The 21,004-nt window shown below is 69.5% G+C and carries 23 protein-coding genes; 7 read left to right on the top strand and 16 right to left on the bottom strand.

The features are described 5' to 3' along the window. Positions 1 to 27 precede the first annotated feature (27 nt). Complete coding sequence (locus tag VFE83_RS18375; RefSeq protein ID WP_324908847.1) at positions 28 to 672, top strand: outer membrane beta-barrel protein; 645 nt, start codon at positions 28 to 30, stop codon at positions 670 to 672. Between the two features lie 71 nt (positions 673 to 743). On the opposite strand, the gene VFE83_RS18370 is transcribed toward VFE83_RS18375, so the two are convergent. The 6 genes from VFE83_RS18370 to VFE83_RS18345 all read right to left on the bottom strand — a co-directional run bounded on the left by VFE83_RS18370 (position 744) and on the right by VFE83_RS18345 (position 4,653). Continuing rightward, a complete protein-coding gene (locus tag VFE83_RS18370; protein ID WP_324908845.1) occupies positions 744 to 1,775 on the bottom strand; it encodes an NAD(P)H-dependent glycerol-3-phosphate dehydrogenase in 1,032 nt (343 codons plus the stop codon). 13 nt (positions 1,776 to 1,788) lie between these two features. Further along, a complete protein-coding gene (secB, locus tag VFE83_RS18365) occupies positions 1,789 to 2,304 on the bottom strand; it encodes a protein-export chaperone SecB (RefSeq protein ID WP_324908843.1) in 516 nt (171 codons plus the stop codon). A gap of 55 nt (positions 2,305 to 2,359) precedes the next feature. Further along, positions 2,360 to 3,118, bottom strand: a complete 759-nt coding sequence (locus tag VFE83_RS18360; protein ID WP_324908841.1) for a hypothetical protein — start codon at positions 3,116 to 3,118, stop codon at positions 2,360 to 2,362. 64 nt (positions 3,119 to 3,182) lie between these two features. Then, positions 3,183 to 3,620 (bottom strand): rhodanese-like domain-containing protein, encoded by a 438-nt coding sequence (locus VFE83_RS18355; protein WP_324908839.1) that lies wholly within the window; start codon positions 3,618 to 3,620, stop codon positions 3,183 to 3,185. Positions 3,621 to 3,697: 77 nt separating this feature from the next. Further along, positions 3,698 to 4,126 (bottom strand): hypothetical protein, encoded by a 429-nt coding sequence (locus VFE83_RS18350; RefSeq protein ID WP_324908837.1) that lies wholly within the window; start codon positions 4,124 to 4,126, stop codon positions 3,698 to 3,700. 32 nt (positions 4,127 to 4,158) lie between these two features. After that, positions 4,159 to 4,653 carry a YiiD C-terminal domain-containing protein gene (locus VFE83_RS18345; protein ID WP_324908835.1) on the bottom strand — a complete coding sequence of 165 codons (495 nt, stop codon included), beginning with the start codon at positions 4,651 to 4,653 and terminating at the stop codon, positions 4,159 to 4,161. 107 nt (positions 4,654 to 4,760) lie between these two features. Between VFE83_RS18345 and VFE83_RS18340 the strand changes: the two genes are divergently transcribed. The 3 genes from VFE83_RS18340 to VFE83_RS18330 all read left to right on the top strand — a co-directional run bounded on the left by VFE83_RS18340 (position 4,761) and on the right by VFE83_RS18330 (position 7,845). Next, positions 4,761 to 5,510, top strand: a complete 750-nt coding sequence (locus VFE83_RS18340) for a uroporphyrinogen-III synthase (RefSeq protein WP_324908833.1) — start codon at positions 4,761 to 4,763, stop codon at positions 5,508 to 5,510. Positions 5,511 to 5,583: 73 nt separating this feature from the next. After that, positions 5,584 to 6,561 (top strand): uroporphyrinogen-III C-methyltransferase, encoded by a 978-nt coding sequence (locus tag VFE83_RS18335; RefSeq protein WP_324908831.1) that lies wholly within the window; start codon positions 5,584 to 5,586, stop codon positions 6,559 to 6,561. A 33-nt stretch (positions 6,562 to 6,594) separates the two neighbouring features. Continuing rightward, positions 6,595 to 7,845, top strand: coding sequence for a heme biosynthesis HemY N-terminal domain-containing protein (locus VFE83_RS18330; protein WP_324908829.1), 1,251 nt, complete (start codon positions 6,595 to 6,597; stop codon positions 7,843 to 7,845). Positions 7,846 to 8,372: 527 nt separating this feature from the next. Here the strand turns inward: VFE83_RS18330 and VFE83_RS18325 are convergent. Continuing rightward, positions 8,373 to 8,930, bottom strand: coding sequence for a hypothetical protein (locus VFE83_RS18325; RefSeq protein ID WP_324908827.1), 558 nt, complete (start codon positions 8,928 to 8,930; stop codon positions 8,373 to 8,375). Positions 8,931 to 9,374: 444 nt separating this feature from the next. Then, a complete protein-coding gene (locus tag VFE83_RS18320) occupies positions 9,375 to 10,652 on the bottom strand; it encodes an acetyl-CoA C-acetyltransferase (protein ID WP_324908825.1) in 1,278 nt (425 codons plus the stop codon). 109 nt (positions 10,653 to 10,761) lie between these two features. On the opposite strand from VFE83_RS18320, the gene VFE83_RS18315 reads away from it, so the two are divergent. After that, on the top strand, positions 10,762 to 11,673 hold the full coding sequence (locus VFE83_RS18315) for a hypothetical protein (RefSeq protein WP_324908823.1): 912 nt from the start codon (positions 10,762 to 10,764) through the stop codon (positions 11,671 to 11,673). Between the two features lie 22 nt (positions 11,674 to 11,695). Here VFE83_RS18315 and VFE83_RS18310 read toward each other — a convergent pair whose 3' ends face one another. Further along, positions 11,696 to 12,313 carry an NAD(P)H-dependent oxidoreductase gene (locus VFE83_RS18310; protein WP_324908821.1) on the bottom strand — a complete coding sequence of 206 codons (618 nt, stop codon included), beginning with the start codon at positions 12,311 to 12,313 and terminating at the stop codon, positions 11,696 to 11,698. A gap of 73 nt (positions 12,314 to 12,386) precedes the next feature. On the opposite strand from VFE83_RS18310, the gene VFE83_RS18305 reads away from it, so the two are divergent. Further along, positions 12,387 to 13,004, top strand: a complete 618-nt coding sequence (locus VFE83_RS18305) for a helix-turn-helix domain-containing protein (RefSeq protein ID WP_324908819.1) — start codon at positions 12,387 to 12,389, stop codon at positions 13,002 to 13,004. Here the strand turns inward: VFE83_RS18305 and VFE83_RS18300 are convergent. From VFE83_RS18300 to VFE83_RS18280, 5 genes are all read right to left on the bottom strand, one after another. Further along, positions 12,955 to 13,500: a GNAT family N-acetyltransferase gene (locus VFE83_RS18300; RefSeq protein WP_324908817.1), complete on the bottom strand. Its 546-nt coding sequence runs from the start codon at positions 13,498 to 13,500 to the stop codon at positions 12,955 to 12,957. The genes VFE83_RS18305 and VFE83_RS18300 overlap by 50 nt on opposite strands. 213 nt (positions 13,501 to 13,713) lie before the next feature. Then, positions 13,714 to 14,307 carry a superoxide dismutase family protein gene (locus tag VFE83_RS18295; protein WP_324908816.1) on the bottom strand — a complete coding sequence of 198 codons (594 nt, stop codon included), beginning with the start codon at positions 14,305 to 14,307 and terminating at the stop codon, positions 13,714 to 13,716. A 76-nt stretch (positions 14,308 to 14,383) separates the two neighbouring features. After that, the gene (gene ntrC / locus VFE83_RS18290; protein ID WP_324908813.1) at positions 14,384 to 15,814 is read right to left on the bottom strand and encodes a nitrogen regulation protein NR(I); all 1,431 of its coding nucleotides are present in this window, start codon (positions 15,812 to 15,814) and stop codon (positions 14,384 to 14,386) included. Continuing rightward, a complete protein-coding gene (locus tag VFE83_RS18285) occupies positions 15,807 to 16,874 on the bottom strand; it encodes a two-component system sensor histidine kinase NtrB (protein ID WP_324908812.1) in 1,068 nt (355 codons plus the stop codon). Before VFE83_RS18285 ends, ntrC begins: the two co-directional genes overlap by 8 nt. Before the next feature lie 59 nt (positions 16,875 to 16,933). Then, on the bottom strand, positions 16,934 to 17,425 hold the full coding sequence (locus VFE83_RS18280; RefSeq protein ID WP_324908810.1) for a YaiI/YqxD family protein: 492 nt from the start codon (positions 17,423 to 17,425) through the stop codon (positions 16,934 to 16,936). 666 nt (positions 17,426 to 18,091) lie between these two features. Between VFE83_RS18280 and xth the strand changes: the two genes are divergently transcribed. Beyond that, complete coding sequence (xth, locus tag VFE83_RS18275) at positions 18,092 to 18,859, top strand: exodeoxyribonuclease III (RefSeq protein WP_324908808.1); 768 nt, start codon at positions 18,092 to 18,094, stop codon at positions 18,857 to 18,859. Between the two features lie 211 nt (positions 18,860 to 19,070). Here the strand turns inward: xth and VFE83_RS18270 are convergent, their stop codons facing one another. After that, the gene (locus tag VFE83_RS18270; protein ID WP_324908807.1) at positions 19,071 to 19,340 is read right to left on the bottom strand and encodes a GlsB/YeaQ/YmgE family stress response membrane protein; all 270 of its coding nucleotides are present in this window, start codon (positions 19,338 to 19,340) and stop codon (positions 19,071 to 19,073) included. Positions 19,341 to 19,439: 99 nt separating this feature from the next. Further along, positions 19,440 to 20,813, bottom strand: coding sequence for an AMP-binding protein (locus VFE83_RS18265; protein WP_324908805.1), 1,374 nt, complete (start codon positions 20,811 to 20,813; stop codon positions 19,440 to 19,442). Positions 20,814 to 21,004: the final 191 nt, after the last annotated feature.

Below are 21,004 nucleotides of genomic sequence, written 5' to 3'. Positions count from 1 at the left end.
ACCGACACCTCTCAACACGGGGATTACATGAAGAAGCAGATCGCGCTGGCAATCGCGCTTGCCACGGCACCGCTCGCCGCCTTCGCCGGCCCGCACAGCTACACCTATCTGGAAGGCGGTTTCGCCGCGCTGGACCAGGAGCTGCCCTCGCCCGACAGCCCGGGCGTCGAGATCGAAGTCGACGACATCGAGGCCGACGGCTTCTACGTGGGCGGCTCGGCCGCGCTGGGCGAGTCGTTCCATGTGTTCGGCTCGTATCGCGCCGGCGACGACGACGTCGGCGTGTCGATCGAGAACGTGGAGATCGGCAGCGCCGGTGTCGACCTGTCGCAGTACCAGATCGGCGTGGGCTGGCACAACACGCTGCGCGAGCGAACCGACCTGGTCGCGGAAATCAGCATGCTCGGGACCGAGATCGACGTGGACGACGACGGCGAGGGCAGTGCCGACGGCGAGGACTTCCGCCTGTCCGTCGGCGTGCGCCATCTCATCGCCGACCCGGTCGAGGTGTGGATCAAGGCCAACTACACCGACGGCGACGTGTACGACGGCGCGGGCAGCGTGAGCGCGGGTCTGCAGTATCGCCTGACGCCGGTGTGGGGCCTGGTCGGCCAGCTCGAAGCCGGCGGGAAGTTCTCGATGTATGCGGTCGGCGTGCGCGCGAGTTTCTGAGCGCATCACCGATGCGGAAATAAAAGGCCCAGCGTTCGCCGGGCCTTTTTCCATGTCGCGTGCGAATCCGGTCAGCCGAACAGGCCGGTCGGATATTCGGGCTTCTGCTCGCGCGCCAGCAGCAGGCGCAGGCCTTCGGCCGGCGTGATCTCGCCGTGCAGCACGGCCTGCACCGCGCTGGAAATCGGCAACTCGATGCCGTGGCGTTCGGCCTGGCGCATCACTTCGTCGGCGGTCTGCACGGACTCGACCACCTGGCCGATCTCGCGCACCGCATCCGCAATTGACTGCCCGCGACCCAGCGCGAGGCCCAGGCGGCGGTTGCGCGAGAGATCGCCGGTGCAGGTGAGCACCAGATCGCCCAGGCCGGCCAGGCCCATCAGAGTTTCCGCGCGGCCACCGATGGCGTGGTTGAGGCGCAGCATTTCGTTGAGGCCGCGCGTGATCAGGCCGGCGCGCGCGTTGAGGCCCAGCTGCATGCCGTCCGCCACACCGGTGGCAACGGCCAGCACGTTCTTCATCGCGCCGCCCAGTTCGGCGCCGAGCATGTCGTTGCCGGTGTACGCGCGGAACGCGGGACCGTGCAGCGCATCGGCCACGGCCTGCGCAAAGCCGGCATCGCTGCCGTGCACGGTCAGTGCGGTGGGCAGTCCCTGTGCGACTTCCTTGGCGAACGACGGACCGGTCACGACCGCCAGCGGCACGCTCTCGCCCAGCACCTCTTCGGCCACTTCGTGCAGGAAGCGGCCGCTGCCGGGTTCGAAGCCCTTGGTCGCCCACGCCACGCCGGCATGCGCCGGACGGTGCGGGGCGAGCTTGCGCAGCGTTTCGGCAAAGGCGTGCGAGGGCACCACCACCAGCACCAGGTCCGCATCGCGCAGCGATTCGGAAAGGTCGGTGGTGGCGCGCAGCGACTCGGGCAGCGCGATGCCGGGCAGGTAGCGCGGGTTCTCGTGGCGCTGGTCGATGGCCGCGACGCCGTCGGCGTCACGGCCCCACAGCACGGTTGGATGACCGTGCCGTGCGATCAGGGCCGCGAGCGCGGTACCCCACGAGCCCGCGCCGAGGACCGCGACGTTCGGCAATGGGTTGGCTGCTTCCATGCCGGGGCGACGATCAGGCGTTGCCGGCGGTCTCGGTGTCGGCCAGACCGGCATTGCCGGCCTGCTGCGCGCGCTGGCGCAGACCTTCGGCGTACAGCGCGTCGAAGTTGATCGGCTGCAGGAAGAACGGCGGGAAGCCACCGGACTGGATCAGGTCGCTGATCAGCTGGCGGGCGTACGGGTACAGCACGTTCGGGCAGTGGGTGCCGAGCATGGCGTCGAGCGTCTGCGCGTCGAAACCGGCCAGGCCGAACACGCCGGCCTGCTTCACTTCGACGACGTACATGGTCTTGTCGCCGGCGTTGCAGGTCAGGGTGATGCCCAGCACCACTTCGAACGCGTTCTCGTTGAGGCGCTGCACGCTCTGGTTGAGGTTCATCTGCAGCTGCGGCTGGGCCTGTTCGTTGAACACGCCCGGCGCGCCCGGCACCTCGAAGGAAACGTCCTTGGCGTAGATCTTCTCGACGGTGAACGCCGGGCCGTTGGCTTCGGCAGGCGCGGCGGCGCCGTTGACGTTTTCTTCGGACATCTCGTTTGCTCCCGGAGCGAATTTGCGAAAAGAGACCAATTATGCGCCCTCGGCGTCAGCGGGCAACCTGAGATTGTCCCGCTGGCAAGCCGATGCGATCGGGCGGCAGGCACAAATGCCCACCGATGAGCGTGGCGGCGGCGCCGACCGCCGCGAGATCCGCTGCATTGCTCGGCATGGGTGGCAGCTGCAGCGCTGCGCCATCGGCCAGGTGCAGGACCAGGCAGGGCAGGCGCAACGTCGGACCGATGGTCACTTTCGCGTGCACGACGCTGATCCGCTGCAGCTGCGTGGCATCGAACTGGCGGACAAAGCCCGGTCGATTCCAGCCAGCGGCGGCGCCGTTCAGTTCCAGCCGCGCATCGCGCAAGCGCATACGGAACCAGACCGGGCTCCGCCCGCGGCGATGGAACATCACCACCGGAACCAGCATGAACGCGCCCAGGGCCAGGATGGCCAGGGCTGCGCCGATACCCGGCGAGAACCCGGGCATGGCCATCGCCAACGCGAGAACGCCCACGAGGGCCAGCGTTGGCAGGTACACCAGCGTCCCGGTGAGCAAGCGCAGCAGGCGATGCCGGATCAGCGACCTGTCGAAGTAGGCCGCCAGCGCGATCTGCTCGAGCACGATGCCGTCGGCGTCGCGGCGCAACCGCCATGCCGACGAAGGGAACTCGTCATCGGCTACCTGCGACGCATGCGATCCGTCCAGCAGGGCGAACGACACCAGGAGCGCCGCCGCGATGATCACGACCGGCCCCCACGCCGTGGGCACCACTGTGATCGCCGCAACGAAACAGGCCAGGGCCGCCACCCAGCGCCCGATACGCCGGATCAACCGCACGGCATTTTCCCGCGTGCGCCGCGCCTGGCAGGGATCAGGCGCGGCCCTTGACCAGCGGCAGGTCGGCCTGCTGCCAGGCGGCGATGCCACCGTCGAGCCAGTACACCTGGGTGAAACCGGCCTTCTTCAGGCGCTTGGCGGCATCGGCCGAGGCCTGGCCGTTGCGGCACACCACCACCACCGGCAGCGACCTGGCGTTGGCCAGCAGCTTGTTCTCGGGATCGAACTGGCTGGGCTGCACCGACTTGCTGCCGGCGATGTGGCCCTTTTCGAAGTCGTTGCTGGCCGACAGGTCGATGACCAGCGCGTTCTCGCGGTTGATCAGGCCGGTCAGCTCGGCCGGACGCAATGCCTTGTAGCCGCGGAACAGACGCGCCACTTCGGTGTAGATGATCGCCAGGGTCAGGCCGACCAGCGCCAGGGACAGCAGCGGGTGGCGTTCGGCGAAGGCGAACAGTTCTTGGAAGGTCACGGCATCACGCGGCGGGAAAACGGGCCGCGATTGTCGCCCAGCGGTTCCCCCGGCGCAAAACCGGGGCTTTCACGCGCCTATTCGCCGTCCCACAGGTTGGGCAGGCCGGTGGTCAGCCACCAGTTCTTGTCCTCTTCGTCCCAGCGCCATTCCTCGCGGTAGCGCACGGTGCGTTCGGCTTGGGTGTGGCGGTTGACCACGCCGATCTCGACGTCGCGCATGGCCACGCCGCCCTTCTTGTCCGCGGTGCTGCCGCGCTCGCGGTAGGAGGTGATCTGCACCTGCTCGTAGCGCTTGAGTTCCAGGTCGCTGACCGGGTTGGCCTCGCGGTGGGCCGGATCGATCAGGCTGAGCGCGCCTTCGAAATCGCCCCAGCGGATCGCGCCGGACCACGCGTACTGGTTGGCCTGCAGCTTGTCCATCTTGCTGGCGGCCACGGCAGGGCCGGCCAGAAGTAGCAGGAAGGCCAGCGCGGCCAGGGTTGCGAACTGGGAAAGACGGCGCATGCAGGCGTTTCCACGCGGAAGTGCGGCCAATCCTAGCCGGTCGCGCCGGCCGGCGCCCGCGACTTGAGGATGGCCACGTAGCGGGCGGTGAACTCCGTCGCGATTCCGCCGTCGGGCAGCCGCGCCCGCGCGATCAGGCCGGTGCGCGCGCGACCGCGCTCGCGCAGCGTGGCGAGGAATCCGGGCCAGCTGGAGTCGGGCGCCAGTTCGGCCTCCACGTCCAGGTCCGCGAACAGCGGCGCGAGGTAGCGGATCTGGCTGTCGGCGACGAAGACCTCGGCCTGCAGGCCGGCTTCCTCGACGTGCAGCGACACCAGGCCCCACGACGCCAGGGTCATCATCGACGCCAGGCTGCCGCCGAACGCGCAGCCCTTGTCGTTGACGTGGCGCGCCAGCGGCGCATGCAGGCGCAGCACGGCGCCGTCGTACGCGGCGACGCGCACGTCCATCGCCGCGACCGGCGGCATCGACTGATAGTGCTGGTGCAGCCGCTCGAGCGCAGCGGCGTGTTCGTGTGGATGGTTCATCGGATGCGGGGGACTCATCGGAACGACGGGGATATTCGCGGCGATGCGCACAGGTGCTTGTGCGCGTTTGCGCCGGCCATCCGTTGCCGAGCCGCTATGCTGGTGCGATGACCGCACGCACGCCGCCCGGATGGTACGTGATCTCGCTGCGCCCGCGCGGCGAACACGCGCTACTGCGCCGCGCCGCGGCCCGCGTGGGTGCCGGCGTGATCGCGCTGTCGCCCTGGCGATTGCGGATGCGCTCGGACGACCCCACGCGACGGGCACTGGCCGAAGCCCTGCGTGCGCCGCGCGTGCTGTTCACCAGTCCCGTCGCCGTGCGCGCGGCACGTACGCTTTCGCCATTGCATGCGCGCGAAGGGCAGCAGTGGTTCGCCGTGGGCGCCGGTACCGCCGCCGCGCTGCGCCGTGCGGGCGTGGCACAGGTGCACGCGCCGGCGCGCATGGACAGCGAAGGGCTGCTTTCGTTGCCGGGTCTTTCCCGTGATATCGGCGGAAACCTCGGATTCGTCACCGCGCCCGGCGGACGTGGCGTACTCGTGCCCGAACTGCAGGCGCGCGGTTTCCGCGTGCTGCGCGTGGACGTGTACGAACGCGAGCCGGTCCCGCTGCCACCACGCGCCATCGCCCAGCTGATGGCGGCCGACGTGCCGCTGAAGCTCGCACTGTCGAGCGGCGAGGCACTGCAGCTCGCGATGGCCGCATTGCCGGACGCGGCGCGCGAACGCCTGCGCCGCGCGCAGGTGCTCGCCGCGAGCGAACGGCTGGCGGACTTCGCCCGCGAGTACAGCTTCGACGACATCGTCGTCGCACGCAGCGCGCGGCCGGCCGATCTGGTGGCGGCTGCGACACGCTGAGTCCCGGTCACGACGCCGACGTGACCGGCGTCGCATCCGGTAGCATGGCGCGTCCCGCCGACCGCCCGATCCCGTGTCCTCCACACCCGACCCGTCTCCCGCCCCTGCACCGCGCCGTTCGCGCGGCTGGGCCTGGCTGCTGCTGATCCTCGCGCTGGCCGCCGCGGGTGCCTGGGGCTGGATGCAATGGCAGGCGCGCAGCGAGCGCGAACGCGCGAAGGCCGAGGACGCGGGCCAGCGCCTGGACGCGCTCGAAGGACGCATCGACTCGATCCGCCGCGACCAGCGCGCGCAGCTGCAACGCCTGCAGCAGGCGGACGCGACCAACCGCGTGCTGCGCGACGAACTGCTCGGCATCGGCCAGCGCGCGGCACTGCTGGAAGATTCGGTGTCCAAGCTCGCCGATCCGGACCGTCACGGCGCGCAGGCCCTGCGTCTGGACGAGACCGAACTGCTGCTGAGCCTGGCGCAGCAGCGCCTGCTGATCGCCGGCGACCTGGACGGCGCACGGCGCGCCTATGCGCTGGCCGCGCATGTGCTTGATGGCGTCGACGATCCCGCCTACCTGAGCCTGCGCCAGACACTGCAACAGGAGCGCGCCGGACTGGACGCACTCGGCGCCGAACCGCGCGTGCGCGCGATGGCGGAACTGGATGCGTTCGCGCAGACGATCACCGCGTTGCCGGCGGAGCCTGCAACCACCACGCCCGCCGATGCGCCTTGGTGGCGCCGCGCCTTCGCCAGCCTGATCGACGTGCGCCCCAGCGATCGTTCGGTGGCCGTGCAGCCCGCCGACCGCATCGCCGCGATGGCCGGGCTGCAACTGGAACTTTCGCTGGCGCGCGCCGCGGCCGAACGTCGCGACGGCGACGGCTTCCGCGCGGCATTGCAACGGGCCAACGGCTGGATGACGCGACTGTGGCCGGATTCGCCGATGCTGCAGCGCCAGCGCGAACAGTTGCGCACGATCGCGGCGCAGCCGCTTTCACTCACGCTTCCGACGCTGGGCAGCACACTGGAGCAGCTGCGCCAGCTGCGTTCCGCGAGCTGACGCGCGGCTTCCAAGCACGGAGCACGGATCGCAATGAACCTCTTCCGCAATGTGCTGTTCTGGATCGTGCTGGCCCTGGTCGGCGCCCTGGTCGCGCAGCTGCTCGTGCAGGATCCGGGCTACGTGCTGATCCGCTACGGCGGTTACGACTACAGCACCAACGTGCCGAAGGCCTTCGCCCTCCTGCTCGTGCTGCTGGCCGTGCTCTGGTTGCTGTGGAAGCTGGTGAGCCTGCCGTTCGTGGCGATGCGCCGGCATCGCGAGCGACAGGCGCGTGCGCGCCTGATCGACGGATTCGATGCCCTGCACCAGGGCCAGTGGGATCGTGCGGAAAAGCTGCTGGACCAGGCGGCTGAGTCGCCGGATGCGGTGGCAGTGGCGCACGTCGGCGCGGCACGCGCGGCGCTGGCGCGTGGCGACGATGCCGCGGCGCGCGCGCATCTGACGGCGATTGGCACGACGAATGCGCCTTCGCGCGCCATCGCCGAAGCCGAGCTGGCACTGGCCGAAGGCCGGGCCGCCGACGCGCTGGCTCTGCTCGACGTACCATCGGCGACGCCGTTGCCGCCGCGCGGCCTGGTGCTGCGCGGCGAGGCGCTGGCGGCCCTGGGTCGCAGCGGCGACGCCTACGGACTGCTCGGCGCATTGCGCCAGCAACAGGCGCTGTCGACCGATCGCCTGGGCGAACTCGAAGCGCGCTGGGCCGCGGCTTCGCTGCGCGAGGCGAACGATGCCAACGTGCTCGCCGATCGCTGGGAAGCGCTGCCCAAGCCGCTGCTGAGCGACCCCGCCACCGTCGCCGCCTACGCCGAACGCGCCGCGGCGCTGCGCTGGGACGAAGCCGCGGCCCGGAGCATCGAGCAAGCCGTGGACGCGCGCTGGGACGAGTCACTCGTCGCGCTGTACGGCCGCCTGCCGATCGGTCGCTTCGAGCAGCGACGCACGCAGGCCGAACGCTGGCTGGCAACGCATCCGGCAAGCCCGGCCCTGCTGGTCACGCTGGCCCGGCTGGCCCGCGCGCAGGGGCAATGGCCGCAGGCCGAGGCCTACCTGCACCGCTCGCTGGCGCAGGGCGCCAACGCCGAAGCATGGGAAGAACTGGGCGACGGCTTCGCCGCCACCGGCGACGAGCGCCTCGCGCGCCAGTGCTACGCCAACGCATTGCGTGCCGCGCGAGGCGAAGCGGCGCACGAACTGCCCGGCCGCGACCTGCGCCAGCAGATCTTCGACCAGGCCGTGGTCGAAGTACGCGACGAGCATGGAGTGCCGCGGCTGCGGGAGTGAGCGGCGTGGCCGGTGCTGCGCAGAACAGCAATGCGTAAGCGATCCACCGTTTCCACTTCGCCGCCCCTCACCCCAGCCCCTCTCCCGATGGGAGAGGGGCTTGAGAGCGCCGGCAGCCAACCCTCTCAACCGTGCACTCCCTGCTGACGCGCCAGGTGACGAGCTACAGGGCGCCGCCTTCGGCTCTCTCCCCTGCTTGCAGGGGAGGGTTGGGGAGGGTTGCCGTGCACAGCGCGCGTACGTACGGGAACACAGCGCGACTGCCTGCAACGTGGCGGCGATCCGGCTGTCACCTCGCCCCTTGCGGCGTTGGACGTCCTGAGGACGCCAAGGGGTGACGAACTGCAAAGCGCCGCCTTCGGCTCCCTCCCCTGCTTGCAGGGGCGGGTTGGGGAGGGGTGCCGTGCGCAACGCGCGTACATACGGCTACGCAGCGCGAATGCCTGTGCCGTTGCAGCGAGTCCGACTGTTACCCAAGCCCTCTCAGCCCTGCATTCCCCTGTGGTCGCAGTAGGCTCGATTTCGACTCACCGCGTCCGATAGAACGTCGGCAGCGACGCCAGGAAGGCCGGGCCGCAGCCGCGGAAGCGGGTGTAGTTCTCGCCGATGCGCGACACCACCATGACGCGGCCGCCGACGATGCCGGCGATCAGGCTGGCGAGCAGCAGCACGCCGCCGGTGAGTATCAGCAGCCCGGCCTTGTCGCCGCTGGCGGCGAACATCAGCACCAGTCCGATGAGGCTGCCCACCGTCGCCAGCATGATGGCGATGCGGCGGCGATCGTTGTGGCGCTTGCACAGGCCCACGGTCACCGGGGTCTTCCTGCGCACGATCAACGCGATGATCAGGTAGATCAGCAGGTTCACCAGCACCAGCAGATACAGCGCCGGGTGGTGCCAGTAGAAGCGGCGCGACTGCAGCGGGTGCTCGGCCGGCTCGTTGCACTTGATGCAGCGGTCGGGCAGCGTGCAGCCGGGCCGCACCACCAGCTGCTTGCCATCGCGCCAGCAATCGCCCGCCGCATCCATGCGCACGGCGCCATCGAGCCGCGCCTTCGGCGGCTCGTACGGATTGAACGTCGACATCGTTTCCCCCCGGAACGTGCGAACCAGCGGATACGCCCGCTGGGAGCGTGCGCGGACCGCATTGCCGGCGATGTCCCCACACCGCCCGTCCGCGCGCCGATCCTAGGCGCGAAATGACAGATTCTGCAAATTTTGTTCCAGAAGGCGGGGGCCAGCCGGCCCGTTCCAGGCTCGAAGACCCGCGCGCCAGTCGTTTTGTGTGGCGCGCCAGGCAAAACGCCTGGAACGCCAGGCTGCACAGCCTGGCGCTCGAGGCAAAAAGACTGGGGCACCAGGCAAAACGGCTCGCGTGCCAGACTCGCAGACTCGCGCGCCAGTCCCCAGGACTGGAACGCCAGGCAAAAAGCCTGGTGCGCGAGTCCTTTTATCTGAACGTCCAGGCAGGTGTGCCTGGTGCGCCAGTCTTCGAGGCTGGCGCGGGTTACCCGGACGAAAGACCCGGAGTCAGCGCTCCAGGATGGCGACCACGCCCATGCCGCCGGCGGTGCAGATGGACACCAGGCAGCGGCCGCCGCCGCGCTGCTTCAGTTCCTTCGCCGCGGTCGCGACGATGCGCGCGCCGGTCGCGGCGAACGGATGCCCGGCCGCCAGCGACGAACCGTTCGGGTTGATCTTGGCCACGTCGATGCGGCCCAGCGGCGCTTCGAGACCGAGTCGATTGCGGCAGTACTCCTCGCTCTCCCACGCGCGCAGTGTGCACAGCACCTGCGCAGCGAACGCCTCGTGGATCTCGTAGAAGTCGAAGTCCTGCAGGGTCAGCCCGTTGCGCTTGAGCATCTCCGGCACGGCGATGGTCGGCGCCATCAGCAGGCCTTCGCCATGCACGAAGTCCACCGCCGACACGTGCGCGTCGCGCAGGTAGCACAGCGGTTCGTGGCCGTGCGAACGCGCCCACTCGTCCGAGGCCAGCAGGCACGCGGAGGCGCCGTCGGTGAGCGGCGTGGAGTTGCCTGCCGTCAGCGTGCCGCGGCCGGAGGTCTTGTCGAACGCCGGCTTGAGCGAGGCCAGCTTTTCCAGCGTGCTATCGGCGCGCAGGATGTTGTCGCGCGACACGCCGCGGAAGCTCACCACCAGGTCGTTGAAGAAACCGCGCTCGTACGCGGCGGCCAGCTTCTGGTGTGACGACAGGGCCCACTCGTCCTGCGAATCGCGCGAGATGTTCCACTGCTTGGCCATGTCCTCGCAGTGCTCGCCCATCGACTTGCCGGTGCGCGGCTCGGCCACGCCGGGGAATTCGGGCTTGAGTTCGCGCAGGTGGAAGCCCTTGAACGCCGCCAGCTTGTCGCGCGGCGTCTTGGCGCGCGCGGCTTCCAGCAGGCGCCGGCGCAACTTCAGGCCGTATACGATCGGCACGTCGGAGGTGGTGTCCGAACCGCCGCCCACGCCGACTTCGATCTGGCCGGTGGCGATCTTGTTGCCGATGTGGACGATCGAATCCAGCGACGTGCCGCACGCGCGCTGCAGGGTGATGCCCGGCGTCAGCGGCGACAGGCCCGAGGACAGCGTCGCCTCGCGGCCCAGGTTCCAGTCGCTGGAGTGCTTGATCACCGCACCCATCGCGACTTCGCCCAGCTGCTGGCCGTGCAGGCCGTACTTCTCGACCAGCGCGCCCAGCGTGCGTACCGACATGCCCAGGTTGCCGACGTCCGCGTAGGCCGTGTTCTGGCGGCAGAACGGAATACGGACGCCGCCGAGCACGGCAACGGGACGGGCAGGACGCATCGCTACACCTCGCGGCAGAAGGGGAGTCGCCGGGCCTTTACGGCCGGGCGGGCATAATGGCCCGAAGTGTAGCGCCGCCCTTCGCGAGCGACCAAACGCCACCGTATCCATGACGCAAGCGCAGTCGATCCATCCCGCCCCGCCCGCCCCCCTGCACGTGCTGGGTGCCCTGGCCCTGGAGCTGCGCGGCGACGCGCCGGTAGGCCGTCAGGCGCTCGCGCAGACCGAGGTCGGCGCGCTGGCCGAACTGATCGCGCAGGACCTGGCCGGCTTCGCGCCGGACGCGGCCTCGCTCGACCTGGTCACCGTCGGCGCGCATTACGACCCCGTCGAACTGCTGCGCCCGGGCTGGCCGCTGCATCGCGAACTCGACCAGCTGGCCGCGCGCGCACCGCGCGCCGGTGCGGAGGGCGGGCGCATCGTCGCCTTCGGCTCGCACGAGGAACAACTGCCCGGCGCGCTGTCGCCGTCGCCCGACCATCTGGGCGGGCCGTTCCGGCTGGTGCCGTTCGTGCTGGGCGGCGACGCGGCCGTGGCCGCGCGCGTCGGCGAGGCGTTCGAACGCGAACTGCTGGAGCGCGGCATGGCCGGCGCGGCGACCGCGCTGGCCGCGCAGCAGGCGTTCGGCCTGCAGGTCGAACACGCGCGCTACCTCACCGTGCACGACCTGGCCGCGATGATGGCCATGCAGTACGACCACGCCGGCCTGGCGTCGCTGTGGCCGCTGCTGGAGACCGCGTTGCTGGAGCCCGACGGCGAGCACTGGCTGGACCAGCCGCCGGAGCCGCTGGTGCACTACGCCGCCGGCGAGGCGCGCATCGCGATGTTCGAGCCGCGCGCGTGGAAACAGCGCTACGCCACCGACGAACCCTGCGACACGCCCGAATGCCGCAGCAGGCTGGAACAGCAGCATCGCCACTTCCAGGCGCGGCAACGGCAGATCGCCGCCGTGCTGGGCGCGCACGGCATCCCGGTCAACTTCGTGCACTGCCCCGAGGAAGGCCGCGCCGCACTGGCATAAGCCGGCGGTGCTGCAATCCGTCTCAGGCCGCCTTGGCCTGTTCGCACGGCATGGAAGCCGACACCTTGCGCCCGATCGCGCGCGCCGCGTCGAGGTGCGCCTGCGGCGACTGCGTCTCGGATTCGAACAGGATTTCCGAACGGACCACGGTCGCGCCGCAGTAATCGAAGATGCCGTGCTCGATCTGGGTCTTCATCGCGCCGAAGTAGCCGTGACGTGCATAGGTCCGCATGTCCGCCCCGGCCACCGCGACCAGATGCACGCGCAGATGGCGCAGCTTCTTCGTCAGCCCGGTTTGCAGGCCGAAGTCGAATGCCCAGCCGTTGGCGAACACGCGGTCGATCCAGCCCTTCATCAGCGCCGGCATCGACCACCAGTAGACCGGATACACCAGCACCAGCGTATCCGCGCGGTCGATGCGCGCCTGTTCGAAGGCGACGTCCGCCGGCGGTGCGGCCTGCTTCCGATGTACCGCGAGGTCGGCGTCGGTGAAGCGCGGATCGAAGCCTTCCGCGGCAAGGTCGGCGATCTCGAAGTCGTGGCAGCCGCCCGATCCCGCGATGCCCTGGCCCACGGCGGCGGCGATGCCGTGACTGAGTGAGCCGGATTCCGGATGGGCGACGACGATCAGGGCATGCATGGCGATCTCCTTGAGTGGGCGCCAGGGCGGCGCCTGTTATATACTATTGGTAACTTACTTTTCGTATATAACGATGTCAACCCGCAAATCCGCGCCTCGTGCACCCACGCGCCAGCGTCTTGCGCGCGACGATCGCAATCGCCAGCTGCTGGACGTCGCGCGCGCCCTGATCCGCGAGGAAGGTTCCGATGCCTTGAGCCTCGGCCGGCTGGCCGAGGCCGCGGGCGTGACCAAGCCGGTCGTGTACGACCACTTCGGCACGCGCGCGGGGCTGTTGCTGGCGCTGTACGAAGAGTTCGACTCGCGCCAGACCGCGTCGATGGACGAGGCCCTGGCGCAGAGCCGCGCGACGCTGCTGGAACGCGCTTCGGTGATCGCCGCGTCCTACGTCGCGTGCGTGCTCGAACAGGGCCGCGAGCTGCCGGGCGTGATGGCCGCGCTTGCGGGTTCGCCCGAACTGGAACAGGTGCGGCGCGACTGGGAAGCCGGCTTCATGGACAAGTGCCGCACCGCGCTGGCGCCTTTCATCGACCGGGGCGAGCTCTCGTCGCCCGCCCTGCGCGCGATGCGCGGCGCCGCCGAGGCACTGTCCTACGCGGCCGCCCACGGCGAGATCACCGCCGCACAGGCCGAGGAGGAACTCACCGCCGTGATCGTCGCGATGGTGGAACGCGCCCGGCGCGCGCGCTGAGCGGATCAGCCTTAGCGAATTCCGCTTCGTAGAGGGCGTATCCCGCATCGGCCATGCCCATGGCCTGGTAGGTACGCTGCGCGTTGGCGTTGTCGCGCTCGACGTACAGGCGCAGGCCGACGACGCAGGGGGTCTGCCGCGCGAGCTGTTCGACATGGCGGTACAGCGCGGCGAAGACGCCCTGCCGGCGGTGTTCGACCGGCACGTATACGCTCTGGATCCACCACCAGTCGCCGTTGCGCCAGTCGCTCCATTCGCGCGTGAGCATCAGCGTGCCGACCGGCACGGCGATGGTCTCGTTGCCGGCGACGGCCGCTTCCTGCATCGCGACGAAGTAGCGCGCCTTCGCCGGCTCGGCGAGGCCCGCTTCCATGCCCGCGCGCACCGTGGCTTCATCGAGTTGCTTGTGCTCGGTTTCCATCGCCATGGCAACGGCCCAGCGCGCGAGCAGGTCGCGGTCGCTGGGATGGGCTTCGCGGATGCGCAGTCGGGTCATGGGCGTGATCGTAACGCCTTGGAGCAATCCCCCTCGATCCCCCTTTTTCAAAGGGGGAGGAACAGCGCATGCGCCGGCACCGTATCGTCACTGACACACCAGCCCACCAGCACATGCGTACCAGTGCGCCTGCACGTTGTCCTGGGTCCACACGCATCACCGCCGGCGCTTGTCTCCCTCCTTTGAAAAAGGAGGGCCGGGGAGGATTCACCCTTACTGCGTGACGGTGATGACGCCGCAGGCGACACGGCCGCCCGCGTTGCCGGTGGGCTGCGTGCGGTAGTCGTCCGCGGCGGCATGCACGATCACGGCCTTGCCGGCGACGTCGTTGACGGCACCGCCGCCGAGCGTCACGCCGCTGGCGTGCACGTCCACCTTCGCCACGCCTTCCGCGTTGGCGACGATGTTGTCCATGTCGCCGCCATGGTGCGCGCCGCTGCCGACCTTGCCGTGCGGCGCGCCGGCCGGATTGAAGTGCCCGCCGGCGCTGCTGGCGTCGGCCGCACTGCAGTCGCCTTTCTCGTGGATGTGGATGGCGTGCGTGCTGCCGGGCGAGAGTCCGCCGACTTCGCCGGCGAGGTGCACGCCGTCTTTCATCGGCACCACGCTGAGCCGGCCGCTGACCAGGCTGCCCGAGGCCGAGGCCAGGTTGACGACGGCCGCCTTCGCGGTGGACACGGCGGCCGTGCCCGTCGTGGTCGTCGCCGTCGACGCCGAAGGCGCGGTGTCCGTCGACGGCGTGGAGCTGCATGCGGACAGCCCGACGGCAGCCACGGCGAACAGGACGGCATTCAACGAAGTCTTCATCTGCTTCTCCTTGCGGGTGAGGCGACACGGCATCCCGCAGCCTAGCCGCGGGACGGTCGTGCAACGGTGAACGGTGCTACGAGCGGCGCCGGCCTGGACCGAGCTTGCGGGTGAGCGTGTTGCGGCCCAGGCCCAGCCGTGCGGCGGCTTCGGTGCGACGGCCGCCGGTATGCGCCAGCGCCGCATCGAACAGCGCGCGCTCGAAGCGTTCGCGCGCCTGCGCGTGGATGTCGTCGCGCCCCAGCTCCAGCTGCGCGCGTGCCCATGCCGACAGGCGACGTTCCCAATCATCATCATCAGCGGCCTGCGCGCTGTCCTTGCCCGGTGTGGCCGCAAGCGCTTCGTCGAGATCCGGCAACGCGATGGTGTCGGATGGAGCGAGCGCAGCCAGCCGCCAGCACAGGTTCTCCAGCTGGCGCACGTTGCCGGGCCAGTCGTAGGCGGTCATCCGCTCCAGCGCGGCCGGCGCGAAACGCTTGACCGGTGCATCGAAACGTTCGGCCGCCGAGCGCAGGAAACGTTCGGCCAGGCGCGGCACGTCCTCGCGACGCTCGCGCAGCGGCGGCAGGCGCAAGCGCACCACGTCGAGGCGATGCAGCAAATCGGCGCGGAAGCGGCCCTCGGCGACCAGCGACTCCAGGTCCTGGTGCGTGGCTGCGATCACGCGCACGTCGACGCGGATCAGTTCGCGCCCGCCGACGCGGAAGAACTCGCCCTCGGCCAGCACGCGCAACAGACGCGTCTGCAAGGGCAGCGGCATGTCGCCGATTTCGTCGAGGAACAACGTGCCGCCATGCGCCTGTTCGAAGCGCCCGGTATGGCGACGCTGCGCGCCGGTGAACGCACCGGCCTCGTGACCGAACAGTTCGCTTTCCAGCAGTTCGGCCGGAATCGCCGCGGTGTTGAGCGCGACGAACGGCGCGGTCGCGCGCGGCGATTCGCGATGCAGTGCGCGGGCGACCAGTTCCTTGCCGGTGCCGGTTTCGCCGGTGATCAGCACCGACAGCGGCGCCTGCGCGAGACGGCCGATCGCGCGGAACAGCGCGCGCATCGCGGGCGCGTCGCCGATCAGCGCGTCTTCCTGCGTGGCCGCCATCTCGCGCGATGGGGCCGGCGCTGCTTCCACGGTGGCCAGCGTCTGTCGCGCCAGCGCAACGGCGTCGTCCAGGTCGAACGGCTTGGACAGGAACTCGTGCGCGCCGCCGCGGAACGCACCGGCGGTACTGGCCACATCGGTGTATGCGCTCATCACGATCACCGGCAGCCTGGGCGCCTGCGCCTTCAACTTGTCCAGCAACACCAGGCCGTCGTCGCCCGGCATGCGCACGTCGGTGAACAACAGGTCCGGCGCGCCGCGGTCGGCCAGCGCGTCGAGCGCATCGCGTGCGTTCTCGAAGCCGTCCACCGTGTAGCCGGCCTCGCGCAACGCAGTGGCGAGCACGAAACGCACGCTGCGGTCGTCGTCGACCACCCAGACGCGGGCGTTGCTGATGCGGGCGTCACTCATGCGCTTCCCCTTCCTCGATCTGCAGCGGCAGCAGCAGCGTGAACACGGTATGGCCCGGGCGCGAGCGATAGGCGAGCGAGCCGCGATGCTCGCGCGCCACCTGTTGTGCCAGCGCGAGGCCCAGGCCGCTGCCTTCAGCGCGACCGGACACCAACGGAAGGAACAGCCGCTCGGTGAGTTCTTCCGGCACGCCGCGACCGTCGTCGACGATTTCCAGGCGCAGCGCGATGGGATGCACGACGTCGCCGATGCGCACGGCGTGCTCGGCGCGCGTGCGCAGCGTGACGTTGGCCGCGCCTGCCTCGATGGCATTGCGCACCAGGTTCCACACCGCCTGCACCAGCCGGTCGGGATCGCCGGACAACTCGGGCAGGCTCGGGTCGTAGTCGCGCACCAGGCGCACGGCCCAGCCGGCATCGCTTTCTGCCAGGCGCAGCACGCGTTCGAGCACCGCATGGATGTTGAGCGGCGCATGCGGCCGTGGCGGTGCCGGCGTGAGCAGGCGGTCGACCAGGGCGGTGAGGCGCTCGACTTCGCTGCCGACCATCGCGACCAGCTCGCGCGAATCGCCGTTGTCCGCGCCCAGCCGGCGCGCCAGCAACTGCGCCGCGCCCTTCAGGCCGGCCAGCGGATTGCGCAGTTCGTGCGCCAGTCCCTTCAGCGAGGCCGACAGCGCGGACGGCAGGAGCAGTGCGGGGTCCTCGCCGGGGAACTCGTCCACCGGATGCGCCTCCAGCAGCCAGCCACCGTCCTCGCGCCGGCTCAGCCACACGTCGGCGAAGCACTCGTCGCCATCGGCATAACGCAATCGGCTACGCCGCAACCGCAGCGGCGCATCGGCCGCCGCATCGAGCCGGTTCATGGCGTCGGCGAGGTGGCTGTCGCCACCGTCCAGCCCCGCCAGCGGCCAGCCCACCAGCCGCCGCGCACTGACGCCAAGCCACCGCGAGAACGCGGCGTTGCACCCGACGATTGCCCCCTCCTCGTCGCTCCACGCCACCGGCGTGGTCAGGCCCTCCAGATCGGGGCGGACGGGATCAATGGCGGGACCGGAAGGCATTGCACCATCTTAGGGCAGCGCAGGCGACTGGCCAGGTGGTTCTCGTAAACCTGGCGCTTTCAGCCCGGCACCGGTCCACGCGGTTTCGGCCGCTGCGCCAGCCATCGGTCGAGCTGGTTGGCGAATGCCTGGCGGTCGCGGGCGTGGAAGGCGGCTGGGCCACCGGTCTGCACGCCGGCGCCGCGCAGTTCCTCCATGAAATTGCGCATCGACAGGCGCTCGGCCATATTCTCGGCGCTGTAGCGCTCACCACGCGGATTCACCGCCACGCCGCGCTTCTCGATCACGCGCGCCGCCAGCGGGATGTCCTGGGTGACCACCAGGTCACCGGCGTGCATGCGCTCGACGATCTCGCTGTCGGCGACATCAAACCCGCCCTGCACCTGCAAGGCGCGGATGTAGCGGGAGTTCGGGCAACGTATCCACTGGTTGGCGACCAGCGTGACGTGCACCTGCGCCCGCTCCGCCGCGCGGAACAGGATGTCCTTGATCACGCCCGGACATGCGTCCGCGTCGACCCAGATCTGTGGAGCGGATTCGGTGTGGGTCATTTGGTGATTCTTGAAGGACTCTTCTGCATTCGGTGGCGCCGCAATATCTCCTCATTGCCTGAGAGCCGGAACCGCTGGACTCCGCGTGGCCTTGGCGGAATTTGCGGATTGTATTTTGCATTGAGGTGACTTCTGTACCTGTCAATGGACGATCCGTCCTGCACCTCGAATGTTCGCACCGTGTCAGGCCGCTGAAATACCGTCGCCGTCGCCTTACATATGGCATCGGCACGAGAGTCGATCCGGCGCATGGTGGCCGGTGGTCCGGCAGGCCACGCGGCAGTGCCGCGTACACCGGCTTCGCTTACGTTCCTGTTGCCATCCATGGCGCGACGCTTTCACTTTGGAATGCCCGGCCCGGCCATCCTGGCCGGTCGTTCGGCAGGCCACGCGGCAGTGCCGCGTACACCGGCTTCGATTACGTTCCTGTTGCCATCCATGGCGCGACGCTTTCGCTTCGGAATGTCCGGCGCGGCCATCCTGGCCGGTCGTTCGGCGGGCCAGGCGGCAGTGCCGCGTACACCGGCTTCGATTACGTTCCTGTTGCCATCCATGGCGCGACGCTTTCGCTTTGGAATGCCCGGCCCGGCCATCCGGGCCGGTCGTTCGGCAGGCCACGCGGCAGTGCCGCGTAAGCGGCCTGCCTCACCCGCTACACTGCGCGCCATGAAAATCGCCAGCTGGAACGTCAACTCGCTCAACGTGCGTCTCCCGCACCTGCAGCAGTGGCTCACGCAGGCCACGCCCGACATCGTCGCGCTGCAGGAAACCAAGCTCGAGGACGCGAAGTTCCCGGACGATGCGCTGATCGAGCAGGGCTACCGCAGTGTGTTCGCGGGGCAGAAGACCTACAACGGCGTGGCCGTGCTCTCGCGCGAGTCCGCGCGCGACGTGCAGATCGGCGTGCCCGGCTTCGAGGACGAACAGAAGCGCGTGCTGGCCGCCACCGTCGGCGACCTGCGCATCGTCAACCTGTACGTGGTCAACGGCCAGGACGTGGGCACCGACAAGTACGCCTACAAGCTGCGCTGGCTGGAGGCCGTGCACGACTGGCTGGCACAGGAGCTGGTCACGCATCCGCGCATGATCGTGCTGGGCGATTTCAACATCGCCCCGGACGAGCGCGACGTGCACGACCCGGTGCTGTGGAACGATGCGCACATCCTTACTTCGCGTGCCGAGCGCGATGCCCTGCAACGCCTGTACGCACTGGGGCTGCACGACGCGTGGCGCGCGCTCAATCCCGAGGAGAAGCAGTTCAGCTGGTGGGATTATCGCCAGGCCAATTTCCGCCGCAATCTCGGCCTGCGCATCGACCTGACCCTGGTGTCCGAAGCACTGCGCCCGCACTGCGTCGCCTCCGGCATCGACCGCGAACCGCGCACCTGGGATCGTCCGAGCGACCACGCGCCGGCGTGGGTTGAGCTGGGCTGACGCGCTTCAGGCGGATCGTTTTGACGCGGATGGACGTAGATTACGCGGACAAGAGCAGGAACAGGAATAAGTGGCGCTGTGTGAGACGCCGATAATCGATTCGCTTCCGCTTCATCTGCGTTCTCTGCGTAACTCTGCGTCGACAAGCTCTGCCACAGAAACAAAAAGGCCCGGCAATGACCGGGCTTTTTCGCATCCGAGGCAAGCGTCGCTATCGCACCCGGCCGCGGCGGAACAGGTTCACGATCGCCAGCAGGACGATGGCGCCCACCAGCGACATCAGCAGGCCGCCCAGGCTGAAATCGCCGCTGTTGATGTCGCCGCCCAGCCCGACGAGCCCGCCTAGCCAGCCGCCGATGAAGGCGCCGACGATGCCGACGACAATATTGAGGAACAGGCCCTGTTGCGCGTCGGTCCTCATGATCAGGCTGGCGATCCAGCCGATGATGCCGCCGACGATCAGCCATATCAGGATGCCCATGCTCGCGTTTCCTTGATCCGGACAATGTGCGCAGCACCCTCTGCACGGGGCGATGCGAGTCTGGTCCGGCGAACGTGATGGGAGAGAGAAGCGGTTCGATCAGGCCGCGGTGACGGCTTCCTCGGCATGCAGCAATGCATGCAGCGCCTGACGCGGCAGCTTGCCGGTCTCGTTGCGCGGCAGCGCGGCCACGCGACGCAGCGGTCGCGGGAGGAACACCGGATCCAGCTGCTGTCGCAATGCATGCAGGATCTGCGCTTCGTCCAGTTCTGGCGCGACCACCAGCGCGGCGATGCGACGCACGCCGATGGCGTCTTCGTCGTCGAGCTGGAACATCACGCCGTCTTCCACGCCGGGCACGGCGAGCAGCTTGCGGGTGAGATCGCCCAGCGATGCGCGCTTGCCTGCAATGTCGAGCAGGTCCGCATTGCGGCCGCGTACTTCGAAGCGACCGTCGGAATGCACTTCCATCAGATCGGCCAGCACGACCGGCTCGGCCAGGTGCGCGGCGTGCACCGCGGTGCCGTCCGGTTGCGGCTGCAGGCGCACGCCGGGCAGCGGCGTCCACGCGTCCTCGCGCGCGGTGCGGCGTCGCGCGAACACGCAGGTTTCGGTGGAACCGAACACCTCGCGCACCTCGCAGCCGAACGCGGCTTCGGCTTCGGCGGCCAGTTCCTGAGGCAGCGGCGCGGTCGCCGAGACGATGCCTGCCAACGGAGGCAGGCGCAGGCCCGATGCGACCAGCGCGCGCAGGTGCACCGGCGTGGTCACCAGCAGCGGCGGACGCGGCGCGTCGTGCAACGCGCGGGCGACGTCCGCCGGGAACAACGGCCGCGCCGAATGCACGGCGACCGGGCCGAGCAGCGGCAGCAGCACGGACATCTCCATGCCGTACATGTGCTGCGGCGGCACGGTGGCGACGGCGTGCGTCACTTCATGCCTCGACAGCAGCCCGTGCAGCGCGGCGAGGTTCTGCGCCGTGCTGGTGCGGAAGCTACGCCACGTCTTGGAATACGCGCGCGGCTGGCCCGTGCTGCCCGAGGTGAAACCGATCGCCGCCACCGCATCAACGTCGACCTGCAGCGACGCGCCGTCGAGCTGCGCCAGCACGTCGGGCATCCGCACGCATTGCGGCGGCGCCGGCGAAAGGTCCACGTCGGTGAGGCAGTAGCTGTCGGGATACTGCGCGCGGACCTGGTCGATCACGGCCGGCGCCCGCGAAGGCGGCATCAGCGTGATCTGCCCCCGCGCGGCGGCCGCGCAGAAAACCACGAGATAGCGGTAGCGGTCCTCGCACAGGTTGATCGCGTATCGCGCGTGCGGCAGCGATGCGGCAAGCGCGCGCACCTGCCGAGCGAACGTGTCCAGCGCGACCACGCCGACGCCGTCGAACGCGAGGGCCCGGTGGGCTTCGCCATGCATCAGGGGCACGGCAACTGGATTGGCGATGATGGAATCGACGACCGCGGACATGCTTGGCTTCAGTTTTTCTGCGGCTGCGCCGCTCCCCTGGCATTAGCTTACGCTGGCGTCCGCCCTCGCACCCAAACGCCCGTTTCATGCCCGTTTCCGCCGCCCCGCCCGAGCCATCCGCAGCCGCGCCGTCCGGCGGCGTGCGCTGGGCGTGGCGGCCTCACGCCCCGGGCCAGCCCGCCGAACCGCTG

The organism is Lysobacter sp. (assembly GCF_035655815.1).
Lineage (GTDB): Bacteria > Pseudomonadota > Gammaproteobacteria > Xanthomonadales > Xanthomonadaceae > Lysobacter_J.
The sequence above is the reverse complement of the archived record's forward strand: the minus strand, read 5'-3'. Positions and strand labels throughout refer to the sequence as shown.

Excerpts from the sequence above, each read along its gene's own strand:
- VFE83_RS18375 (WP_324908847.1), top strand. The coding sequence starts at position 28 with ATGAAGAAGCAGATCGCGCTGGCAATCGCGCTTGCCACGGCACCGCTC.
- VFE83_RS18370 (WP_324908845.1), bottom strand. The coding sequence starts at position 1,775 with ATGGAAGCAGCCAACCCATTGCCGAACGTCGCGGTCCTCGGCGCGGGC.
- secB (WP_324908843.1), bottom strand. The coding sequence starts at position 2,304 with ATGTCCGAAGAAAACGTCAACGGCGCCGCCGCGCCTGCCGAAGCCAAC.
- VFE83_RS18350 (WP_324908837.1), bottom strand. The coding sequence starts at position 4,126 with ATGCGCCGTCTTTCCCAGTTCGCAACCCTGGCCGCGCTGGCCTTCCTG.
- VFE83_RS18345 (WP_324908835.1), bottom strand. The coding sequence starts at position 4,653 with ATGAACCATCCACACGAACACGCCGCTGCGCTCGAGCGGCTGCACCAG.
- VFE83_RS18340 (WP_324908833.1), top strand. The coding sequence starts at position 4,761 with ATGACCGCACGCACGCCGCCCGGATGGTACGTGATCTCGCTGCGCCCG.
- VFE83_RS18330 (WP_324908829.1), top strand. The coding sequence starts at position 6,595 with ATGAACCTCTTCCGCAATGTGCTGTTCTGGATCGTGCTGGCCCTGGTC.
- VFE83_RS18325 (WP_324908827.1), bottom strand. The coding sequence starts at position 8,930 with ATGTCGACGTTCAATCCGTACGAGCCGCCGAAGGCGCGGCTCGATGGC.
- VFE83_RS18320 (WP_324908825.1), bottom strand. The coding sequence starts at position 10,652 with ATGCGTCCTGCCCGTCCCGTTGCCGTGCTCGGCGGCGTCCGTATTCCG.
- VFE83_RS18315 (WP_324908823.1), top strand. The coding sequence starts at position 10,762 with ATGACGCAAGCGCAGTCGATCCATCCCGCCCCGCCCGCCCCCCTGCAC.
- VFE83_RS18310 (WP_324908821.1), bottom strand. The coding sequence starts at position 12,313 with ATGCATGCCCTGATCGTCGTCGCCCATCCGGAATCCGGCTCACTCAGT.
- VFE83_RS18305 (WP_324908819.1), top strand. The coding sequence starts at position 12,387 with ATGTCAACCCGCAAATCCGCGCCTCGTGCACCCACGCGCCAGCGTCTT.
- VFE83_RS18300 (WP_324908817.1), bottom strand. The coding sequence starts at position 13,500 with ATGACCCGACTGCGCATCCGCGAAGCCCATCCCAGCGACCGCGACCTG.
- VFE83_RS18295 (WP_324908816.1), bottom strand. The coding sequence starts at position 14,307 with ATGAAGACTTCGTTGAATGCCGTCCTGTTCGCCGTGGCTGCCGTCGGG.
- ntrC (WP_324908813.1), bottom strand. The coding sequence starts at position 15,814 with ATGAGTGACGCCCGCATCAGCAACGCCCGCGTCTGGGTGGTCGACGAC.
- VFE83_RS18285 (WP_324908812.1), bottom strand. The coding sequence starts at position 16,874 with ATGCCTTCCGGTCCCGCCATTGATCCCGTCCGCCCCGATCTGGAGGGC.
- VFE83_RS18280 (WP_324908810.1), bottom strand. The coding sequence starts at position 17,425 with ATGACCCACACCGAATCCGCTCCACAGATCTGGGTCGACGCGGACGCA.
- xth (WP_324908808.1), top strand. The coding sequence starts at position 18,092 with ATGAAAATCGCCAGCTGGAACGTCAACTCGCTCAACGTGCGTCTCCCG.
- VFE83_RS18270 (WP_324908807.1), bottom strand. The coding sequence starts at position 19,340 with ATGGGCATCCTGATATGGCTGATCGTCGGCGGCATCATCGGCTGGATC.
- VFE83_RS18265 (WP_324908805.1), bottom strand. The coding sequence starts at position 20,813 with ATGTCCGCGGTCGTCGATTCCATCATCGCCAATCCAGTTGCCGTGCCC.